Consider the following 14,420-nt stretch of genomic DNA (forward strand, 5'->3'; position numbering starts at 1 on the left):
GTTAGCGAAGTAGACATCCGTTTTAAGCTTTTCTGCGACCTGTTCGTGGTCACAGAACTCGCTGCCGTTGTCCGCAGTGATAGTTCGAACATAACCTCGATATTTCCACAGCATACCAACCATGGCCCGGGCCACATCGGCTGCGCTTTTCGCTGGCACTTTGCGTATCAGGTACAGCTTACTTTTTCGCTCAACCAGGCTGACAATCGCGCCCGTACCTTGCTTGCCCAGAACCGTGTCAGCTTCCCAGTCTCCGAACCGCTTTTTCTTGTTCACGATAGCGGGACGATGCTCTATGCCTACGCGATTCGGGATAATCACACGCTTCGCACGGTTACCTTTACGGTATCTTCGGTGACTCTGGCGTAGCTGTTTGTACAACTTGCCGCCGCATAATTTATCACGCTGGACATAGCCATAAATCCACTCGTGACTGACGTTATATCCGATGATTTTACCGACACCGGCTATTTGTTCCGGACTCCANTTCTCATTGAGACCGAACTCAACAAAGGTGATGGTCAGTCCAGATATTCTAGACTTCGCGGACTGACAACGGCGTTTTAGTGCCTTCGCCTGAGCGACTTCCGGCAAGTAATGGTTATCCCGAATTCGATTGCGATTTACTTCCCGGCTGATTGTGCTGAGGCTGACTTTCAGACGTTTTCCTATCTCCCGATAACTGAAACCCTCGCGTAAATAGGCCTCAATCTGGTATCGTTGTCCCTCGATCAACTGCTTGTAATTCATGGTAACTACTCATGTTTGTTTGGCGACTACAGAGTATCACCAACAGGCAGTTGATCTCTCCTCACCGTTTAACCATGAGTGGTGCACTTATTATCTGAATTCGGGCAACCCTATTAATGGTCAAGTCTATAATATTAGAGATAATGGAAACCTTAGAGTCCTTGTAGATATTGACGGAAATGGAATATTCAACAAGTTAGCAGCAAAGGTAACAAAGTCCTTGCTAAAGGTTTTTAAGCCTAACTTTTTCCAACAAGAATTGAACTCAATTTTAAGCAGTATTCACAACCATAAATATTATGTAGCTGGCATTGAAAGCGTTATACCTGATAACACTTGGATTATTAATGGTATGGACTTAGGTTTTGAAATAAAAAACACACTTAAAGGAATACATCCTGAAAAGTATATATCAATAGCAATATCTGAAAAAACCATAGATATTACACTGGTTGGAATTACAGAGAGTACTACATGAACAAAGTTGATTTTGATATATCAGGAAACTATAAAATATCTTACGAAAACCAAGCCGTTTATGATACAGGAAGTTGGATAAACCCATGCGCAAGACCAGGTGGCGCAAGCCATGGATGTTATGAACCATAAAGTTGAGGTTACTATGAAAAATTTAACCATGATCTTCTTAATCAGTTTGATGTTATCTGGCTGTACATCATTGAACGAAGTTAAACTTGATTCCACCCCCACATCAAACTATATAGGAAAGGATATAAAAATAACCACTACCTCAGATGAAATAATTGAGTTTAAAGTCGAGAACACAACTGATTCGACGTTATCCGGAGAAGGGAAGTCTGTAAAAATGGATAATATCAAGAAGATAGAGATGAAAGAGTTTAGCGTGATTAAATCAATTTCATTAACTAGTGGCCTATATATACTAGGTGCAGCAATTATAGCCGTTATGGTATTGTGAAATTAGAGCCTAAGGAAGATACAAGCAAGTCCCATGTGTGATCTGCTTTGTGTTTAATGATGGGATTGTTAGTATGCAGCATGAGAGTTACCTCTTTTGTTTTGATTGAAGCTTTGACACCTTTATCAAAACGGGTAACTCTCACCTTTTCAAGATAATGTGTCAGATCAAGTCGCGACTAAAATAACTTAGGCCGGAGGCCTATTATTGAGCTATCCCCAAACGCTCAAAATAACAATATATTAACCCCCTTGTAAATGGGCGACATTTCAAACAGTTTCAGGCTAATTTTTGGATTTTTCATTTAAATTGCTAAATGCACCATTTAATTTGCTCAGTAACTCAAGCGGCAGCGGAAACAGGATAGTCGAGTTGTTTTCTGCCGCCACTTCGGTCAGGGTATGCAGATAGCGCAGCATAATGGCATTGGGTTCTTTGCCCAGCGTCTGCGCCGCTTCCACCAGTTTTTCCGAGGCTTCCATCTCCCCCAGAGCATGGATCACCTTGGCCCGCCGCTCGCGCTCGGCCTCGGCCTGACGGGCAATAGCGCGGATCATACTTTCATTGAGATCCACGTGCTTGATTTCCACATTGGCCACCTTGATGCCCCAGGCATCTGTGTGGGAGTCGAGGATCCTTTGAATGTCGGCATTGAGCATCTCCCTGTTGGCCAACATCTCGTCCAACTCATGCTGACCGAGCACGGATCTCAGGGTGGTCTGGGCCAGTTGACTGGTGGCGGCGAGGAAGTTCTCCACATTAATAATCGCCTTTTGCGGGTCGACTACCCGAAAATAGAGTACGGCATTGACCCGCACCGAGACATTATCACGGCTGATCACATCCTGAGAGGGCACATCCATCACTATGGTTCGAAGATCCACCCGCACCATCTGCTGCACCACAGGGATCAGTATGATAAGCCCAGGCCCCTTGACCCGGTAAAAACGCCCGAGAAAGAAAATCACCCCGCGTTCATACTCCCTGAGGATGCGAAACATGCTGATAAGCAAGGCCGCAAACAGCACCAACAACACCCCAAAAGAAATGTTTAAACTACCACTGATAGCTTCACCCATGTCAGTCTCCTCTGCGTTGATTTTCAGTCGGCTCGATATCAGCGCTTTTCACCTCAGCCAGCTTAAGTACTAACCCATTAAGCCCCAAAATCCGCACCCGCTGCCCAGGGCTTAAGGCCTGCTCACTGCTCCCTTGCCAGTCTTCTCCCATAAAGTGCACTCGGCCGCGCCCGGGAAAGCCGTCTATCACCCTGGCATATTCCCCTACCATCCCCTCGGCGCCGGCCACCCCGGACAATTTGCGAGTCTTGAACACAAAGCTTATCAGCAGCAGGAAAAACAGCAGGCTCACGACGCTGACCAGGGCTATCACGGGCCAGGCTATGCGAAAAGCCTCAACTTCACTGTCCACCAAAAATACCGACCCCAGCACGAAGGCGACCAGGCCACCGAATCCTAAAATTCCAAAGCTTGGTAGCATGGCCTCGGCGAGCAGCAAAATAATTCCCAAGAGCAATAAACCGCCACCGGCATAGCTGATAGGGAGCAGCTGGAAGGCATACAAGGCCAACAGCAAACAGATCCCTCCTATTACCCCGGGCAACATGGCGCCAGGACTGTAAAACTCCAGCAGCAAACCGTAGATCCCCAATAACATCAGGATGTAAGCGATATTGGGGTTGGTGAGCAGATTGATGAATCGGGCACGCCAATCCGGGCTGCGATCCAGCACTATGGCGTTTTCGGTATTGAGTATCCGAGCACCACCAGGCATGGCTACCGACTTGCCATCAAGTATGGTCAAGAGTTGCTGCGGCGTATCGGCGATATAGTCGATAACATTGGCCTCCAGCGCTTCCGAGGCGGTCAGGGTCGCCGCATCACGTACCGCCTTCTCGGCCCACTCGACATTACGCTGACGCAATTCCGCCAGCGCCCGAATATAAGCAATGGCATCATTGAGCTGCTTGCGCTCAAGTTTTTGACTATTGCTATCGCCCACAGGTTTTTCGGTTTCATTCTCTGACGGCTTGGGCTGTTGCGGCTCATTTCCCATGGGGCCCAGTTGCACAGGAGTCGCCGCACCAAGGCTGGTGGCCGTTGCCATAGCGGCGATATGACAGGCATACAGCATGTAAGTCCCGGCGCTGGCTGCACGAGCTCCGGATGGATAGACCAGGCAGGCAACCGGCACCCTGGAACCGAGAATCGCTTGGTTGATATCCCGTAGACTGGACACCAGACCTCCAGGGGTATCCAGAGTGATCAACACCAACTGGCTGTTTGGCGTATCCGATGCGCTCTCTATACCCCGGATCAAATAGTCGCTGACACCGGGACCTATAGCCCCTTTGACGCTGAGCAGGGTAATGGTCGGCGCTGCGGCCGGGGAGTAAGATTCTGGCCGGACGTGGTCTGCACCTAAGCCAGGCAAGATCCACAACAGAGCCAAGAGTCCTACACAGCCGCAGCGCCGGAACAAGGCGTTGGCTAGCCAATCTATCATACTGCCCCCATGAGGGTTCCCTTAGCTTAAGGATAGTCGGCTTTGGGGATTAGGCATAAAGCACACAAATAATGGCTTTAACCCAAACAGGTAAATATAAGCAGAAGGAGGTAACAAGAAAAAAGGCGCCGAATCGACGACGCCTGTTATTTTTTCTGGAGTAGCGGGCTAGCTTGCTTCAAGGATAGAGCGCAAGCGCTGATAACCCATTCTTAAAGCTTATACATTTTGGCTCAAGGTTTATACATTTCGGCTCAAGGCTGATTCAGCCTACCGCCCAGACAATCGCCTGCAGTGACAGCATTGAGAAGATGCCGGCCAGGATATCATCGGCCATGATCCCAAGGCCGCCATGCACCTTGGCATCCAGCACCCGAATGGGCCAGGGCTTAAAGATATCGAAAATGCGGAACAGCACAAAGCCCAGCAACAACCAGAGCACTCCGGCCGGTGCGGCAATCATGGTGATCAGTAACCCCGCCACTTCGTCCCAAACTATGGCGCCGTGATCGTGCACCCCCATATCTTTGGAAGTCTTGCCGCATAGATAGATACCACCGATACAGGCCAGCAGCGTCACGGCAAGATACACTTCCAAACTGAACTGAGACAGCAATAGATACACAGGTACGGCAGCCAGGGTTCCAAAAGTCCCCGGCGCCTTGGCCGCGAGGCCAGAGCCAAAACCAAGTGCCAGAAAGTGCACCGGGTTCTTAAGGCTGACCCTTGCGAGCGCCTCGTCATGAGCAAACCACTTCATTTAAAAATGCTCAAATCCTGTCTGTTGCGGCTCGAATACCTCACCATGATATTGCAGCCTGAGTTGATTACCGGCGAGTATCTGGCCGACTTGATAGAACTTGACTCCGGCATGGCCCAAGGCGGTTTCCAGCGCACCGCGCTGCGCTTCCGGCACAGTGAACAGCAGTTCATAATCTTCACCGCCACAAAGGGCGTAGTCGAGCGCCGTCTCCAAACTCACAGTATCTTTCATCGCCTGGGACAGCGGCAGCTTATCCACTTCGATAACCGCACCGACAGCCGATGCCTTGAGGATATGCTTGATATCCGACAGCAAGCCATCAGAGAGATCTATAGCGCTAGATGCCAAGCCTCTCAGGGATTGACCGGCCAGGACTCTGGGGCTGGGATGATAGTGACGGTTGACCAGATATTCCTTGTGTTCTGCCCTCGCCTTCAAGTCACCACGTATGATATCCAGCCCCAGGGCCGAATCCCCCAGGGAACCTGTGACATAAATCCAGTCACCGGCGCGGGCGCCGCTACGAATGAGAGCTTTGCCTTCCGGCACCTGGCCATGAACCGTAATATTGATGGCCTTAGGGCCGCGGGTGGTATCGCCTCCAACAAGAGAAATACCATAGTAATCAGCCGCTTCAAACAAACCGGCACTGAACTGTTCCAGCCAAACTTCATCGACACTGGGCATGGTCAGCGCCAGGGTCATCCATGCGGGCTCGGCCCCCATAGCAGCAAGATCGGACAGGTTGACCGCCAAGGCCTTGTAACCTAGTGCCTGAGCCGGCATATCCGGTAAAAAGTGGACATTTTCCACCAGGGTATCGCAGGAGATGGCAATAGATTTGTGTTCGGCGGGTTGCACCAAGGCACAATCATCACCTATGCCGAGGCGGACATCTTTGCGCGCTTGGCCACGACCATGAAAATAGCGCTCGATAAGTTGAAATTCTTTCACTGTTGACTTGGCCACAGGTTCGCAGCCTCCCGGTTTTCCAATGAAAAAACGGTATCTGACGATACCGTTTGTCTAATTTCTTTCTGGTTCAGCGACGAGCTACCAGCTTGTCCAATATGCCATTGACAAACTTGTGGCTGTCCTCGGCGCCGAACGCCTTGGCCAACTCGATAGCCTCGTTGATCACCACTTTGTAAGGCGTATCCTTGCGGAAAGTCAGCTCGTAAGCCGCCAAACGCAAAATGGCCTTCTCCACGGGATCGACCTCCTCCATGGGACGTTGATCCAGATGGGGGGCAATTAACTCGTCCAGTTGAGCCTTTTTGGTTGTCGCTCCAGTGAATAGTTCACGGAAGTAGGCGACATCCACGCCGTCTATGTTTTGCTCGGTCAGAAACTCGTGCTCCACATCGGCAATATTGTTCCCGCTCAGTTGCCATGAATAGATGGCTTGAACCGCTAAACGGCGGGCTCTGCGGCGCTCTGAAGGCTTCATGCTTTTTCCTGTATTACAGCTGTTGCTCAAGTTGTTGCAGCACGTTCACCATTTCCAGCAGACCCAGGGCAGCTTCGCCGCCTTTGTTGCCAGCCTTGGTGCCGGAACGCTCAATGGCCTGTTCGATAGTGTCTGTGGTCAGTACCCCGAAAGAGACCGGGATATCGAATTCCAGACCCACTTGAGCCAGACCCTTGTTGCATTCACCTGCAACGAAATCAAAGTGTGGTGTACCACCACGGATCACTGCCCCCAGGGCGATGATACCGTCGAACTTGCCACTGGCGGCAACACGACGGGCGGCCAAAGGCAGCTCGAAAGCACCAGGTACGCGTACCACAGTGATGTTGTCTTCACTTACCTGACCGAAACGCTTAAGAGTGTCTACGGCACCCTCCAGCAGACTTTCAACCACAAAGCTGTTGAAACGGGATACAACGATCGCGACTTTGGCGTTTTTTGCTTCGATATTACCTTGAACTATGTTCATTATCTTACCTAACTTAGCTAAAGCACCCGGCCGGGGGCAAAAAGTGGCGCTATAATAGCACGCAATTTACCCCTCCGCCCTATGCAATTATTCGGAAATGGTTAATTAATTCTGTTGGCTCATTCGCCGGGAATATACTCCGTGACTTCCAGGCCAAAACCACCCAATGAGTGATAACGCTTGGGCGAGCTGAGCAGGCGCATTTTGTTAACGCCAAGCGTCGCCAGAATCTGTGAGCCTACGCCAACCCGTTGGGAGGTTCCCTGCCATTTGGCCGTCACCGGCACTTCACCCTTGTCTTCGGCCTCAAATGCCTTGACCTTGGCGATAATGCTCTCATTAGGTTCCTGGTTACCCAGCAGCAACAGCACACCACCATCGGCAGCAATCCGCGCCATGGCTTGCTCAAGCGGCCAGCTACGCACTTCATCGCGTTCAGAGAACAGCAGGTCATTAATGGTGTTTTGCAGGTGCACCCGCACCAGAATATTGTCAACAATCTCGCCCTTGACCATGGCAAAATGCAGTTGATTGTCTATGGTGTCGCGGAAGGTGTGCAGCTCAAACTCACCGAAACGGGTAGGCAGCTTGCACTTGGCTTCACGCACCACTGTGGTTTCTGTGTTATTGCGGTAGTTGATCAGATCGGCAATGGTGCCCATCTTAACGCCGTGCTCCTTGGCGAACACTTCCAGATCCGGACGACGCGCCATGGTGCCATCCTCATTGAGGATCTCCACGATCACAGCCGAAGGCTCCAAACCGGCCAGACGCGCCAGATCGCAACCGGCTTCGGTATGACCGGCGCGCACCAGCACCCCGCCATCCTGCGCCATCAAAGGAAAAATATGCCCGGGCTGAACTATGTCCGATGGCTTGGCATTTTTAGCCACAGCCGCCTGTACAGTTACCGCGCGGTCATGGGCACTAATACCTGTGGTCACCCCTTCAGCGGCCTCGATAGAAACGGTGAAGTTGGTTGAAAACTGGGCGTTGTTATTGCTCACCATCAGCGGCAAATTCAGCTGCTGGCAACGAGCCTTGGTCATGGTTTGGCAGATAAGACCACGGCCAAAGCGAGCCATGAAATTGATCGCTTCCGGGGTGACCTTCTCCGCCGCCATGATGAGGTCGCCCTCGTTTTCCCTGTCCTCATCGTCCATCAGGATAACCATTTTGCCCTGACGAATATCCTCGATGATCTCTTCGATACTGTGTAGCGCCATTGTAAGACCTTTATCTCTTGTTCTGTGTAATCAATGAATTCTAACCTGTTAGCGCGCGATAACCAGTGTGCTTGCGCACATCTAGCGCATGAAACCGGCCTTGGCGAGCATAGCCAGAGTCACGCCTTCGCTCGGCTGCCCTTCCTCTTTATGCTGCATTAAACGTTCAAGATAGCGGGCTATCTGATCCACCTCCAGATTCACCTGAACTCCGGGACGCAGATTAAGCAAAGTGGTTTCGCTGGCGGTATGGGGCACTATGGTGAGGCGGAAATTACAGCCATCGACTTCGTTGACCGTGAGGCTGACGCCATCTATGGTAATGGAGCCTTTATGGGCAATGTAACGGGCCAGCTCAGCAGGCGCCTCGAGCCAAAACTCCAGCGCCTTGCCCCTTGGGGTCACGCTGATGACCCGCGCCGTACCATCCACATGGCCACTGACCAAGTGCCCGCCCAAGCGGGTGCTGGGCGTGACCGCCTTTTCCAGGTTAACTTTGGTGCCGACACTGTAGCGGTCAAAGCCGGTGAGGCTAACGGTTTCAGCCGAAATATCGGCCACATAACCATCCGCCAGGCGTTCAACCACGGTCAGACACACACCGTTGGTGGCAATGCTGTCACCCAATTGGACATCGCCAAGATCCAGCTTGCCGCTGGCCACCGTCAGACGAATATCATCACCACGGCGCTCCAAAGCCCGTATTGTACCGACAGCTTCAATTATTCCGGTAAACATTCAATCACCTATCTTGAGAGTAAGCCGGGTATCATTGCCCAGCTTACGTTGATCTGTTACCCGTATCGCCGGGGTATCGGCTATCTGCTGATAGTTGGGCAAGGCCAGCAGGTTTCGGCCAGCGGCGCCAAGCAGTTTCGGGGCTTGGTAGAGCAGCAGCTCATCGGCCAAACCGGCACTAATAAAGGCGCCGCAAAGCGTTGCCCCGGCCTCGACCAACACCGCATTACAGCTCTGGCTCAGGTGTTGCAGCAGCGCTGTGATATCGACTCTGTTGTCTTCACCGGCCAACACCAAAGTGGTGACATAAGGCGGCAAAGCGGCCAGGAACTCATCCTCATAGGGGCGGCAACTGACCAAGAGTACCGGGCTGACAATTTTCAATAACCTGGCATCGAGCGGCATACGGCAGTTACTGTCGAGTATCACTCGCAGCGGTTGAATAAGCTCCTGCTCACTCAGGGTTTCACCCAGGCTGCCAAGCTCAGAGTGCCGGACATTCAAGGAAGGGTCATCGGCCAATACGGTTTCAATGCCGGTGAGCAGAGCGCAGCAGCGGGCCCTGAGCCTTTGCACGTCGCGGCGCGCCTCGGGGCCGGTTATCCACTTGGACTCACCGTTGGCCAGTGCCGTCTTGCCATCGAGACTCGCCGCCAGTTTGAGGGTGACCCAGGGGCGATTTCGCTCCATCCGCGATAAAAAGCCCGGATTCAACGCTCTGGCCTGCTCAGCCAAGAGACCGCTCTGCACCTGAACCCCGGCCTCCTGCAGCATGCCGATACCTCGGCCGGCCACCTGAGGGTTGGGATCTGTCATAGCCACCACCACCCGCTTGAGGCCATGTTTAATTAAGGCTTCGGCACAGGGCGGGGTGCGACCATAGTGACTGCAGGGTTCGAGGGTGACATAGGCAGTAGCGCCGCGGGCCTTGTCAGCGGCCATTTTCAAGGCATGTACTTCGGCATGGGGCTCACCGGCACGCTGATGCCAGCCTTCGCCGACAATCTTGCCATCGGCATCTATGATGACGCAGCCGACATTGGGGTTGGGGCGGGTTGTATAACGGCCACGGCGAGCCAGCATTATGGCGCGGCTCATCATGGCGATATCAGTATTGGACCACATGGGGGTTTCCGTTACTTAACAGTTGGCTGTGACTGACAGCCTATTTTTTCTCCAGCTTGGCAATCGCTTCACCAAACTCTGACACATCTTCAAAGGCACGATACACAGAGGCAAAACGAATATAGGCCACCTTATCCAGCTCAATAAGATGATCCATCATCAGGTTGCCGATCATTTCCGAGGTCACTTCCCGCTCGCCTGTGGCTCTGAGGGTGGACTTGATCTTGCTGATCGCCTCTTCAATCTTATCCATGGAAACCGGACGTTTCTCGGCGGCGCGCAGCATACCGCCGCGCAGCTTATCCTCATCGAACGGTTGCCTGCTGCCATCGCGCTTGATCACTCTGGGCATGACGAGCTCGGCACCTTCAAAGGTGGTAAAGCGTTCATGACACAGAGTACATTCCCGGCGACGGCGCACCTGATGACCGTCTGCCACCAGCCTGGAATCTATCACCTTGGTATCCGTCGCACTGCAAAATGGACAATGCATTATGCCTCCTGGTGCTCAGTTGCCGGCAGCGGCTGCTGCTAAATGGCAGGAACAAAAATGGCCGCTGAATTCAGCGGCCATCGAAGTTTATCCTATTCCCTTGAAAAGGTTAACCGTAAACAGGGAAGCGAGCGCACAGTTCCAGCACCTGGCTCTTCACGCGCTCGATAACGGCGTCATCGTGAGCATTGTCGAGCACATCACAGATCCAGCCGGTCAGTTCACGGGCTTCGGCTTCCTTGAAACCGCGGCGAGTGATGGCCGGTGTACCGATACGCACCCCGGAGGTCACAAATGGTGAGCGGGGGTCGTTAGGCACTGAGTTCTTGTTAACTGTGATGTTGGCGCGGCCCAGAGCGGCGTCGGCTTCTTTACCGGTCAGCTCACGGCCAATCAGGTCCACCAGCATCAGATGGTTGCTGGTACCGCCGGAAACTATCTTGTAACCGCGCTCGAGGAACACCTCAACCATGGCCTTGGCGTTGTTGACCACCTGCTGCTGATAGGTCTTGAATTCCGGCTCCAGTGCTTCTTTGAAGGCCACGGCTTTACCGGCGATAACGTGCATCAGAGGACCACCCTGACCGCCCGGGAATACTGCGGAATTCAGCTTCTTGTACAGATCTTCATCGTCGGCAGCCGACAGAATCACACCACCGCGGGGACCGGCCAGCGTCTTGTGAGTGGTCGAAGTCACCACGTGGGCGTGCGGCACAGGGTTAGGATAAACACCGGCAGCGATAAGACCGGCCACGTGGGCCATATCGACAAACAGGTAAGCGCCAATTTTGTCGGCGATTTCGCGCAGCTTGGCCCAGTCAACTATGCCTGAGTAGGCCGAGAAGCCGCCGATGATCATCTTGGGCTTGTGTTCCAGCGCCAGCGTTTCGAGTTCGCTGTAGTCAATCTTGCCGGACTCATCGATACCGTAAGGGATGATGTTGTACAGCTTGCCGGAAAAGTTAACCGGAGAGCCGTGGGTCAAGTGACCACCGTGAGCCAGGTTCATCCCCAGTACGGTATCGCCGGGTTGCAGCAACGCCATATAAACCGCGCTATTGGCCTGTGAACCTGAGTGTGGCTGAACGTTGGCGTAAGTAGCGCCAAACAGCTGCTTGGCACGCTCAATTGCCAGAGTCTCCACCACATCGACATACTCACAACCACCGTAATAACGCTTGCCTGGATAACCTTCGGCATACTTGTTGGTCAGTTGTGAGCCCTGGGCTTCCATGACTCTGGGGCTGGTGTAGTTTTCGGAGGCGATCAGCTCAATGTGCTCTTCCTGACGACGGGTTTCATCCTCAATCGCCTTGAACAGCTCAGGATCATAGTCGGCAATGTTCATACTTTTCTTCAGCATCTGTCACTCCAGCTGGCAAATCTTATTGGTAGGGTTGCGCGGTATTCTACTCTGAGTGTGACAAATATCCCAGTCGCAGGATGATGAAAATCCTTGTGTCAGCAGATGACTATGTTTCATTTGCTGAACAATGGTGCCGCTATCCGGCCGCATCTGGCAGGAGCCCTGGCAAATTGGTAAACTGCCGCCAGTTTAGGAAAACTCAGTTCAGGACAACAGAGAAACAATATGGCTCAGTTTGTATACAGCATGCTGAGGGTCGGCAAAATAGTGCCGCCCAAAAAGCAGATCCTCAAAGATATTTCATTGAGTTTCTTCCCCGGCGCCAAAATTGGTGTCCTGGGTCTCAACGGCTCGGGTAAATCCACCCTGTTGAAAATCATGGCAGGTCTGGACACAGAAATTGAAGGTGAAGCCCGTCCCATGCCGGGACTCAAGATAGGTTACCTGCCCCAGGAGCCCCAGCTTGATCCCAACAAGACAGTACGGGAAACCATAGAAGAAGCCGTCAGCGAAGCCAAAAACGCCCTCAAGCGTCTGGATGAAGTCTATGCGGCCTATGCTGAGCCGGATGCCGACTTCGACGCCCTGGCCAAGGAGCAAGGCGAACTGGAAGCCATCATTCAGGCCCAGGATGCCCACAATCTGGACAATATTCTCGAGCGCGCCGCCAACGCCCTGCGTCTGCCGGAATGGGACGCCAAGGTGGAGGTGCTCTCCGGGGGTGAACGTCGCCGGGTGGCCATCTGTCGTCTGCTGCTGGAAAAGCCGGAGATGCTGCTGCTGGACGAACCAACCAACCACCTGGATGCCGAATCCGTTGCCTGGCTGGAGCACTTCCTGCAGGAATACTCAGGCACTGTGGTCGCCATTACCCACGACCGTTACTTCCTCGACAATGCCGCCGGCTGGATCCTGGAGCTGGACCGGGGTGAAGGTATCCCATGGCAGGGCAACTACTCCTCCTGGCTGGAGCAGAAAGATGCCCGTCTGAAGCAGGAAGCCGCCAGCGAAAGCGCCCGCCAAAAGACGATTGCCAAGGAATTGGAGTGGGTGCGTCAGGGTGCCAAGGGACGTCAGTCCAAGGGCAAGGCCCGTATGGCCCGCTTCGAAGAGCTGAACAGCTCAGATTATCAGCGCCGCAACGAGACCAATGAGCTGTTTATTCCGCCCGGTCCTCGCCTGGGTGACAAGGTGATTGAGGTGCGTAATCTCACCAAGAGCTATGGTGACCGCATTCTGATAGACAACTTAAGCTTCAGCGTTCCCAAGGGCGCCATAGTCGGTATTATCGGTGCCAACGGTGCCGGTAAGTCGACCCTATTCAGAATGCTCAGCGGCGCCGAGCAGCCGGACAGCGGTGAAATCGAGATAGGTGATACAGTCCAAATCGCCTCTGTGGAACAGTTCCGTGACTCGATGAACGACAAGAACACGGTTTGGGAAGAGATCTCCGGCGGTCAGGACATAATGCGGATCAACAATCTGGAGATCCCGAGCCGCGCCTATGTCGGTCGCTTCAACTTCCGTGGTGGCGATCAGCAGAAGATCATCGGCTCACTTTCAGGTGGTGAACGTAACCGGGTGCATCTGGCCAAGCTGCTGCAGGCCGGCGGCAACGTGTTGCTGCTCGACGAACCGACCAACGATCTGGACGTGGAAACTCTGCGGGCACTGGAAGAAGCGCTGTTGGAATTCCCCGGCTGCGCCATGGTGATCTCGCACGACCGTTGGTTCCTCGACCGTATCTGTACTCACATCCTCGACTACCGTGACGAGGGGCAGGTTAACTTCTACGAAGGTAACTACACAGAATACTCGGCCTGGCTGAAAAACCAATTCGGTGCCGATGTGATTGAGCCACACAGACTCAAGTACAAGCGGATGACCAAGTAATAGAAAAACCGTACAAAAACGGAGGCAAACGCCTCCGTTTTTTATTTTCAGCCCCTAAACCACCTACTTCAGTAGGTGGTTATCATCAATTTAGGCTTGGCCTGTAAAGGCTACCCATGCTAATTGCTCTTTTGATTTTTAGCGAAGTCAAAGGACAAAAAGCATGAGTAGATACGAGCAAGCATCGCATGTGTATTGGCGATGTCAATATCATATAGTTTGGACTCCAAAGTACCGTTTTAGGATTCTCAAAAACAAAGTAGGTAAGGAGGTTTACCGCTGTATTCACGTTTACAGTGAGTAACTTGGGTGCAAAGTAGTAGAGTTAAATGTTCAGGTAGACCATGTTCATTTAGTTATAAAAGTTCCGCCAAAGTTATCGATATCAAGACTGATGGGAGCGCTCAAAGGCAAAATAGCACTAAAACTATTTAGTAAATATCCATACTTGAGGAAGAACAAAATGTGGGGTAACCATTTTTGGCAGCGAGGATACTTTGTCGATACGGTTGGAATAAATGAAGAGATAATAAGGCGTTATGTCCGGCATCAAGAGAAAGAAGAAAAGCAGGAGCAAACTCAGTTAACGCTGGAGTAAACAACGCCCCCTTTGAGGGGGCATATACAAAGCCACCTTCTTCAGAAGGTGGATTCTTTACT

Annotated in this window: 15 protein-coding genes and 1 pseudogene; 4 read left to right on the top strand and 12 right to left on the bottom strand. The window is 52.4% G+C overall.

Annotated features, from left to right (window positions below; all coding sequences use genetic code 11):
* The coding region (locus tag ACMHXH_RS04885; RefSeq protein WP_413737696.1) for an IS30 family transposase at positions 1-750 on the bottom strand (750 nt) is incomplete at its 3' end.
* On the opposite strand from ACMHXH_RS04885, the gene ACMHXH_RS04890 reads away from it, so the two are divergent.
* Both ACMHXH_RS04890 and ACMHXH_RS04895 read left to right on the top strand, forming a co-directional pair.
* On the top strand, positions 749-1,228 hold the full coding sequence (locus ACMHXH_RS04890; RefSeq protein WP_413737698.1) for a hypothetical protein: 480 nt from the start codon (positions 749-751) through the stop codon (positions 1,226-1,228). The two genes, ACMHXH_RS04885 and ACMHXH_RS04890, sit on opposite strands and share 2 nt — an antisense overlap.
* Positions 1,229-1,327: 99 nt before the next feature.
* On the top strand, positions 1,328-1,690 hold the full coding sequence (locus ACMHXH_RS04895; protein WP_226685008.1) for a hypothetical protein: 363 nt from the start codon (positions 1,328-1,330) through the stop codon (positions 1,688-1,690).
* Between the two features lie 284 nt (positions 1,691-1,974).
* Here the strand turns inward: ACMHXH_RS04895 and ACMHXH_RS04900 are convergent, their stop codons facing one another.
* The 11 genes from ACMHXH_RS04900 to glyA form a co-directional block, all read right to left on the bottom strand.
* The gene (locus ACMHXH_RS04900) at positions 1,975-2,769 is read right to left on the bottom strand and encodes a slipin family protein (RefSeq protein ID WP_039034261.1); all 795 of its coding nucleotides are present in this window, start codon (positions 2,767-2,769) and stop codon (positions 1,975-1,977) included.
* Between the two features lies 1 nt (position 2,770).
* On the bottom strand, positions 2,771-4,216 hold the full coding sequence (locus tag ACMHXH_RS04905) for an NfeD family protein (protein WP_218152595.1): 1,446 nt from the start codon (positions 4,214-4,216) through the stop codon (positions 2,771-2,773).
* Between the two features lie 265 nt (positions 4,217-4,481).
* Complete coding sequence (locus ACMHXH_RS04910; protein WP_039034260.1) at positions 4,482-4,976, bottom strand: phosphatidylglycerophosphatase A; 495 nt, start codon at positions 4,974-4,976, stop codon at positions 4,482-4,484.
* Entirely contained in the window at positions 4,977-5,933 is a 957-nt protein-coding gene (thiL, locus tag ACMHXH_RS04915) for a thiamine-phosphate kinase (protein ID WP_039034263.1), read from the bottom strand. It lies immediately after the preceding gene.
* A gap of 88 nt (positions 5,934-6,021) precedes the next feature.
* On the bottom strand, positions 6,022-6,429 hold the full coding sequence (gene nusB, locus ACMHXH_RS04920) for a transcription antitermination factor NusB (protein ID WP_039034259.1): 408 nt from the start codon (positions 6,427-6,429) through the stop codon (positions 6,022-6,024).
* A gap of 13 nt (positions 6,430-6,442) precedes the next feature.
* Complete coding sequence (ribE, locus tag ACMHXH_RS04925; RefSeq protein ID WP_025009431.1) at positions 6,443-6,919, bottom strand: 6,7-dimethyl-8-ribityllumazine synthase; 477 nt, start codon at positions 6,917-6,919, stop codon at positions 6,443-6,445.
* Between the two features lie 119 nt (positions 6,920-7,038).
* Positions 7,039-8,145, bottom strand: coding sequence for a bifunctional 3,4-dihydroxy-2-butanone-4-phosphate synthase/GTP cyclohydrolase II (gene ribBA / locus ACMHXH_RS04930; RefSeq protein WP_028779054.1), 1,107 nt, complete (start codon positions 8,143-8,145; stop codon positions 7,039-7,041).
* 81 nt (positions 8,146-8,226) lie between these two features.
* Positions 8,227-8,883, bottom strand: coding sequence for a riboflavin synthase (locus tag ACMHXH_RS04935; protein ID WP_335912423.1), 657 nt, complete (start codon positions 8,881-8,883; stop codon positions 8,227-8,229).
* Complete coding sequence (gene ribD, locus ACMHXH_RS04940) at positions 8,884-10,008, bottom strand: bifunctional diaminohydroxyphosphoribosylaminopyrimidine deaminase/5-amino-6-(5-phosphoribosylamino)uracil reductase RibD (RefSeq protein WP_335912422.1); 1,125 nt, start codon at positions 10,006-10,008, stop codon at positions 8,884-8,886.
* A gap of 40 nt (positions 10,009-10,048) precedes the next feature.
* A complete protein-coding gene (gene nrdR / locus ACMHXH_RS04945) occupies positions 10,049-10,501 on the bottom strand; it encodes a transcriptional regulator NrdR (protein ID WP_025009434.1) in 453 nt (150 codons plus the stop codon).
* A 109-nt stretch (positions 10,502-10,610) separates the two neighbouring features.
* Positions 10,611-11,864 (bottom strand): serine hydroxymethyltransferase, encoded by a 1,254-nt coding sequence (glyA, locus tag ACMHXH_RS04950; protein WP_039034256.1) that lies wholly within the window; start codon positions 11,862-11,864, stop codon positions 10,611-10,613.
* 228 nt (positions 11,865-12,092) lie between these two features.
* Between glyA and ettA the strand changes: the two genes are divergently transcribed.
* Positions 12,093-13,760, top strand: a complete 1,668-nt coding sequence (ettA, locus tag ACMHXH_RS04955) for an energy-dependent translational throttle protein EttA (RefSeq protein ID WP_025887609.1) — start codon at positions 12,093-12,095, stop codon at positions 13,758-13,760.
* A gap of 163 nt (positions 13,761-13,923) precedes the next feature.
* Positions 13,924-14,358, top strand: a pseudogene (gene tnpA / locus ACMHXH_RS04960) (IS200/IS605 family transposase).
* The last annotated feature ends 62 nt before the right edge of the window (positions 14,359-14,420 follow it).

The organism is Shewanella sp. BJSY2023SW001, from assembly GCF_047314685.1.
Taxonomy (GTDB): domain Bacteria; phylum Pseudomonadota; class Gammaproteobacteria; order Enterobacterales; family Shewanellaceae; genus Shewanella; species Shewanella indica.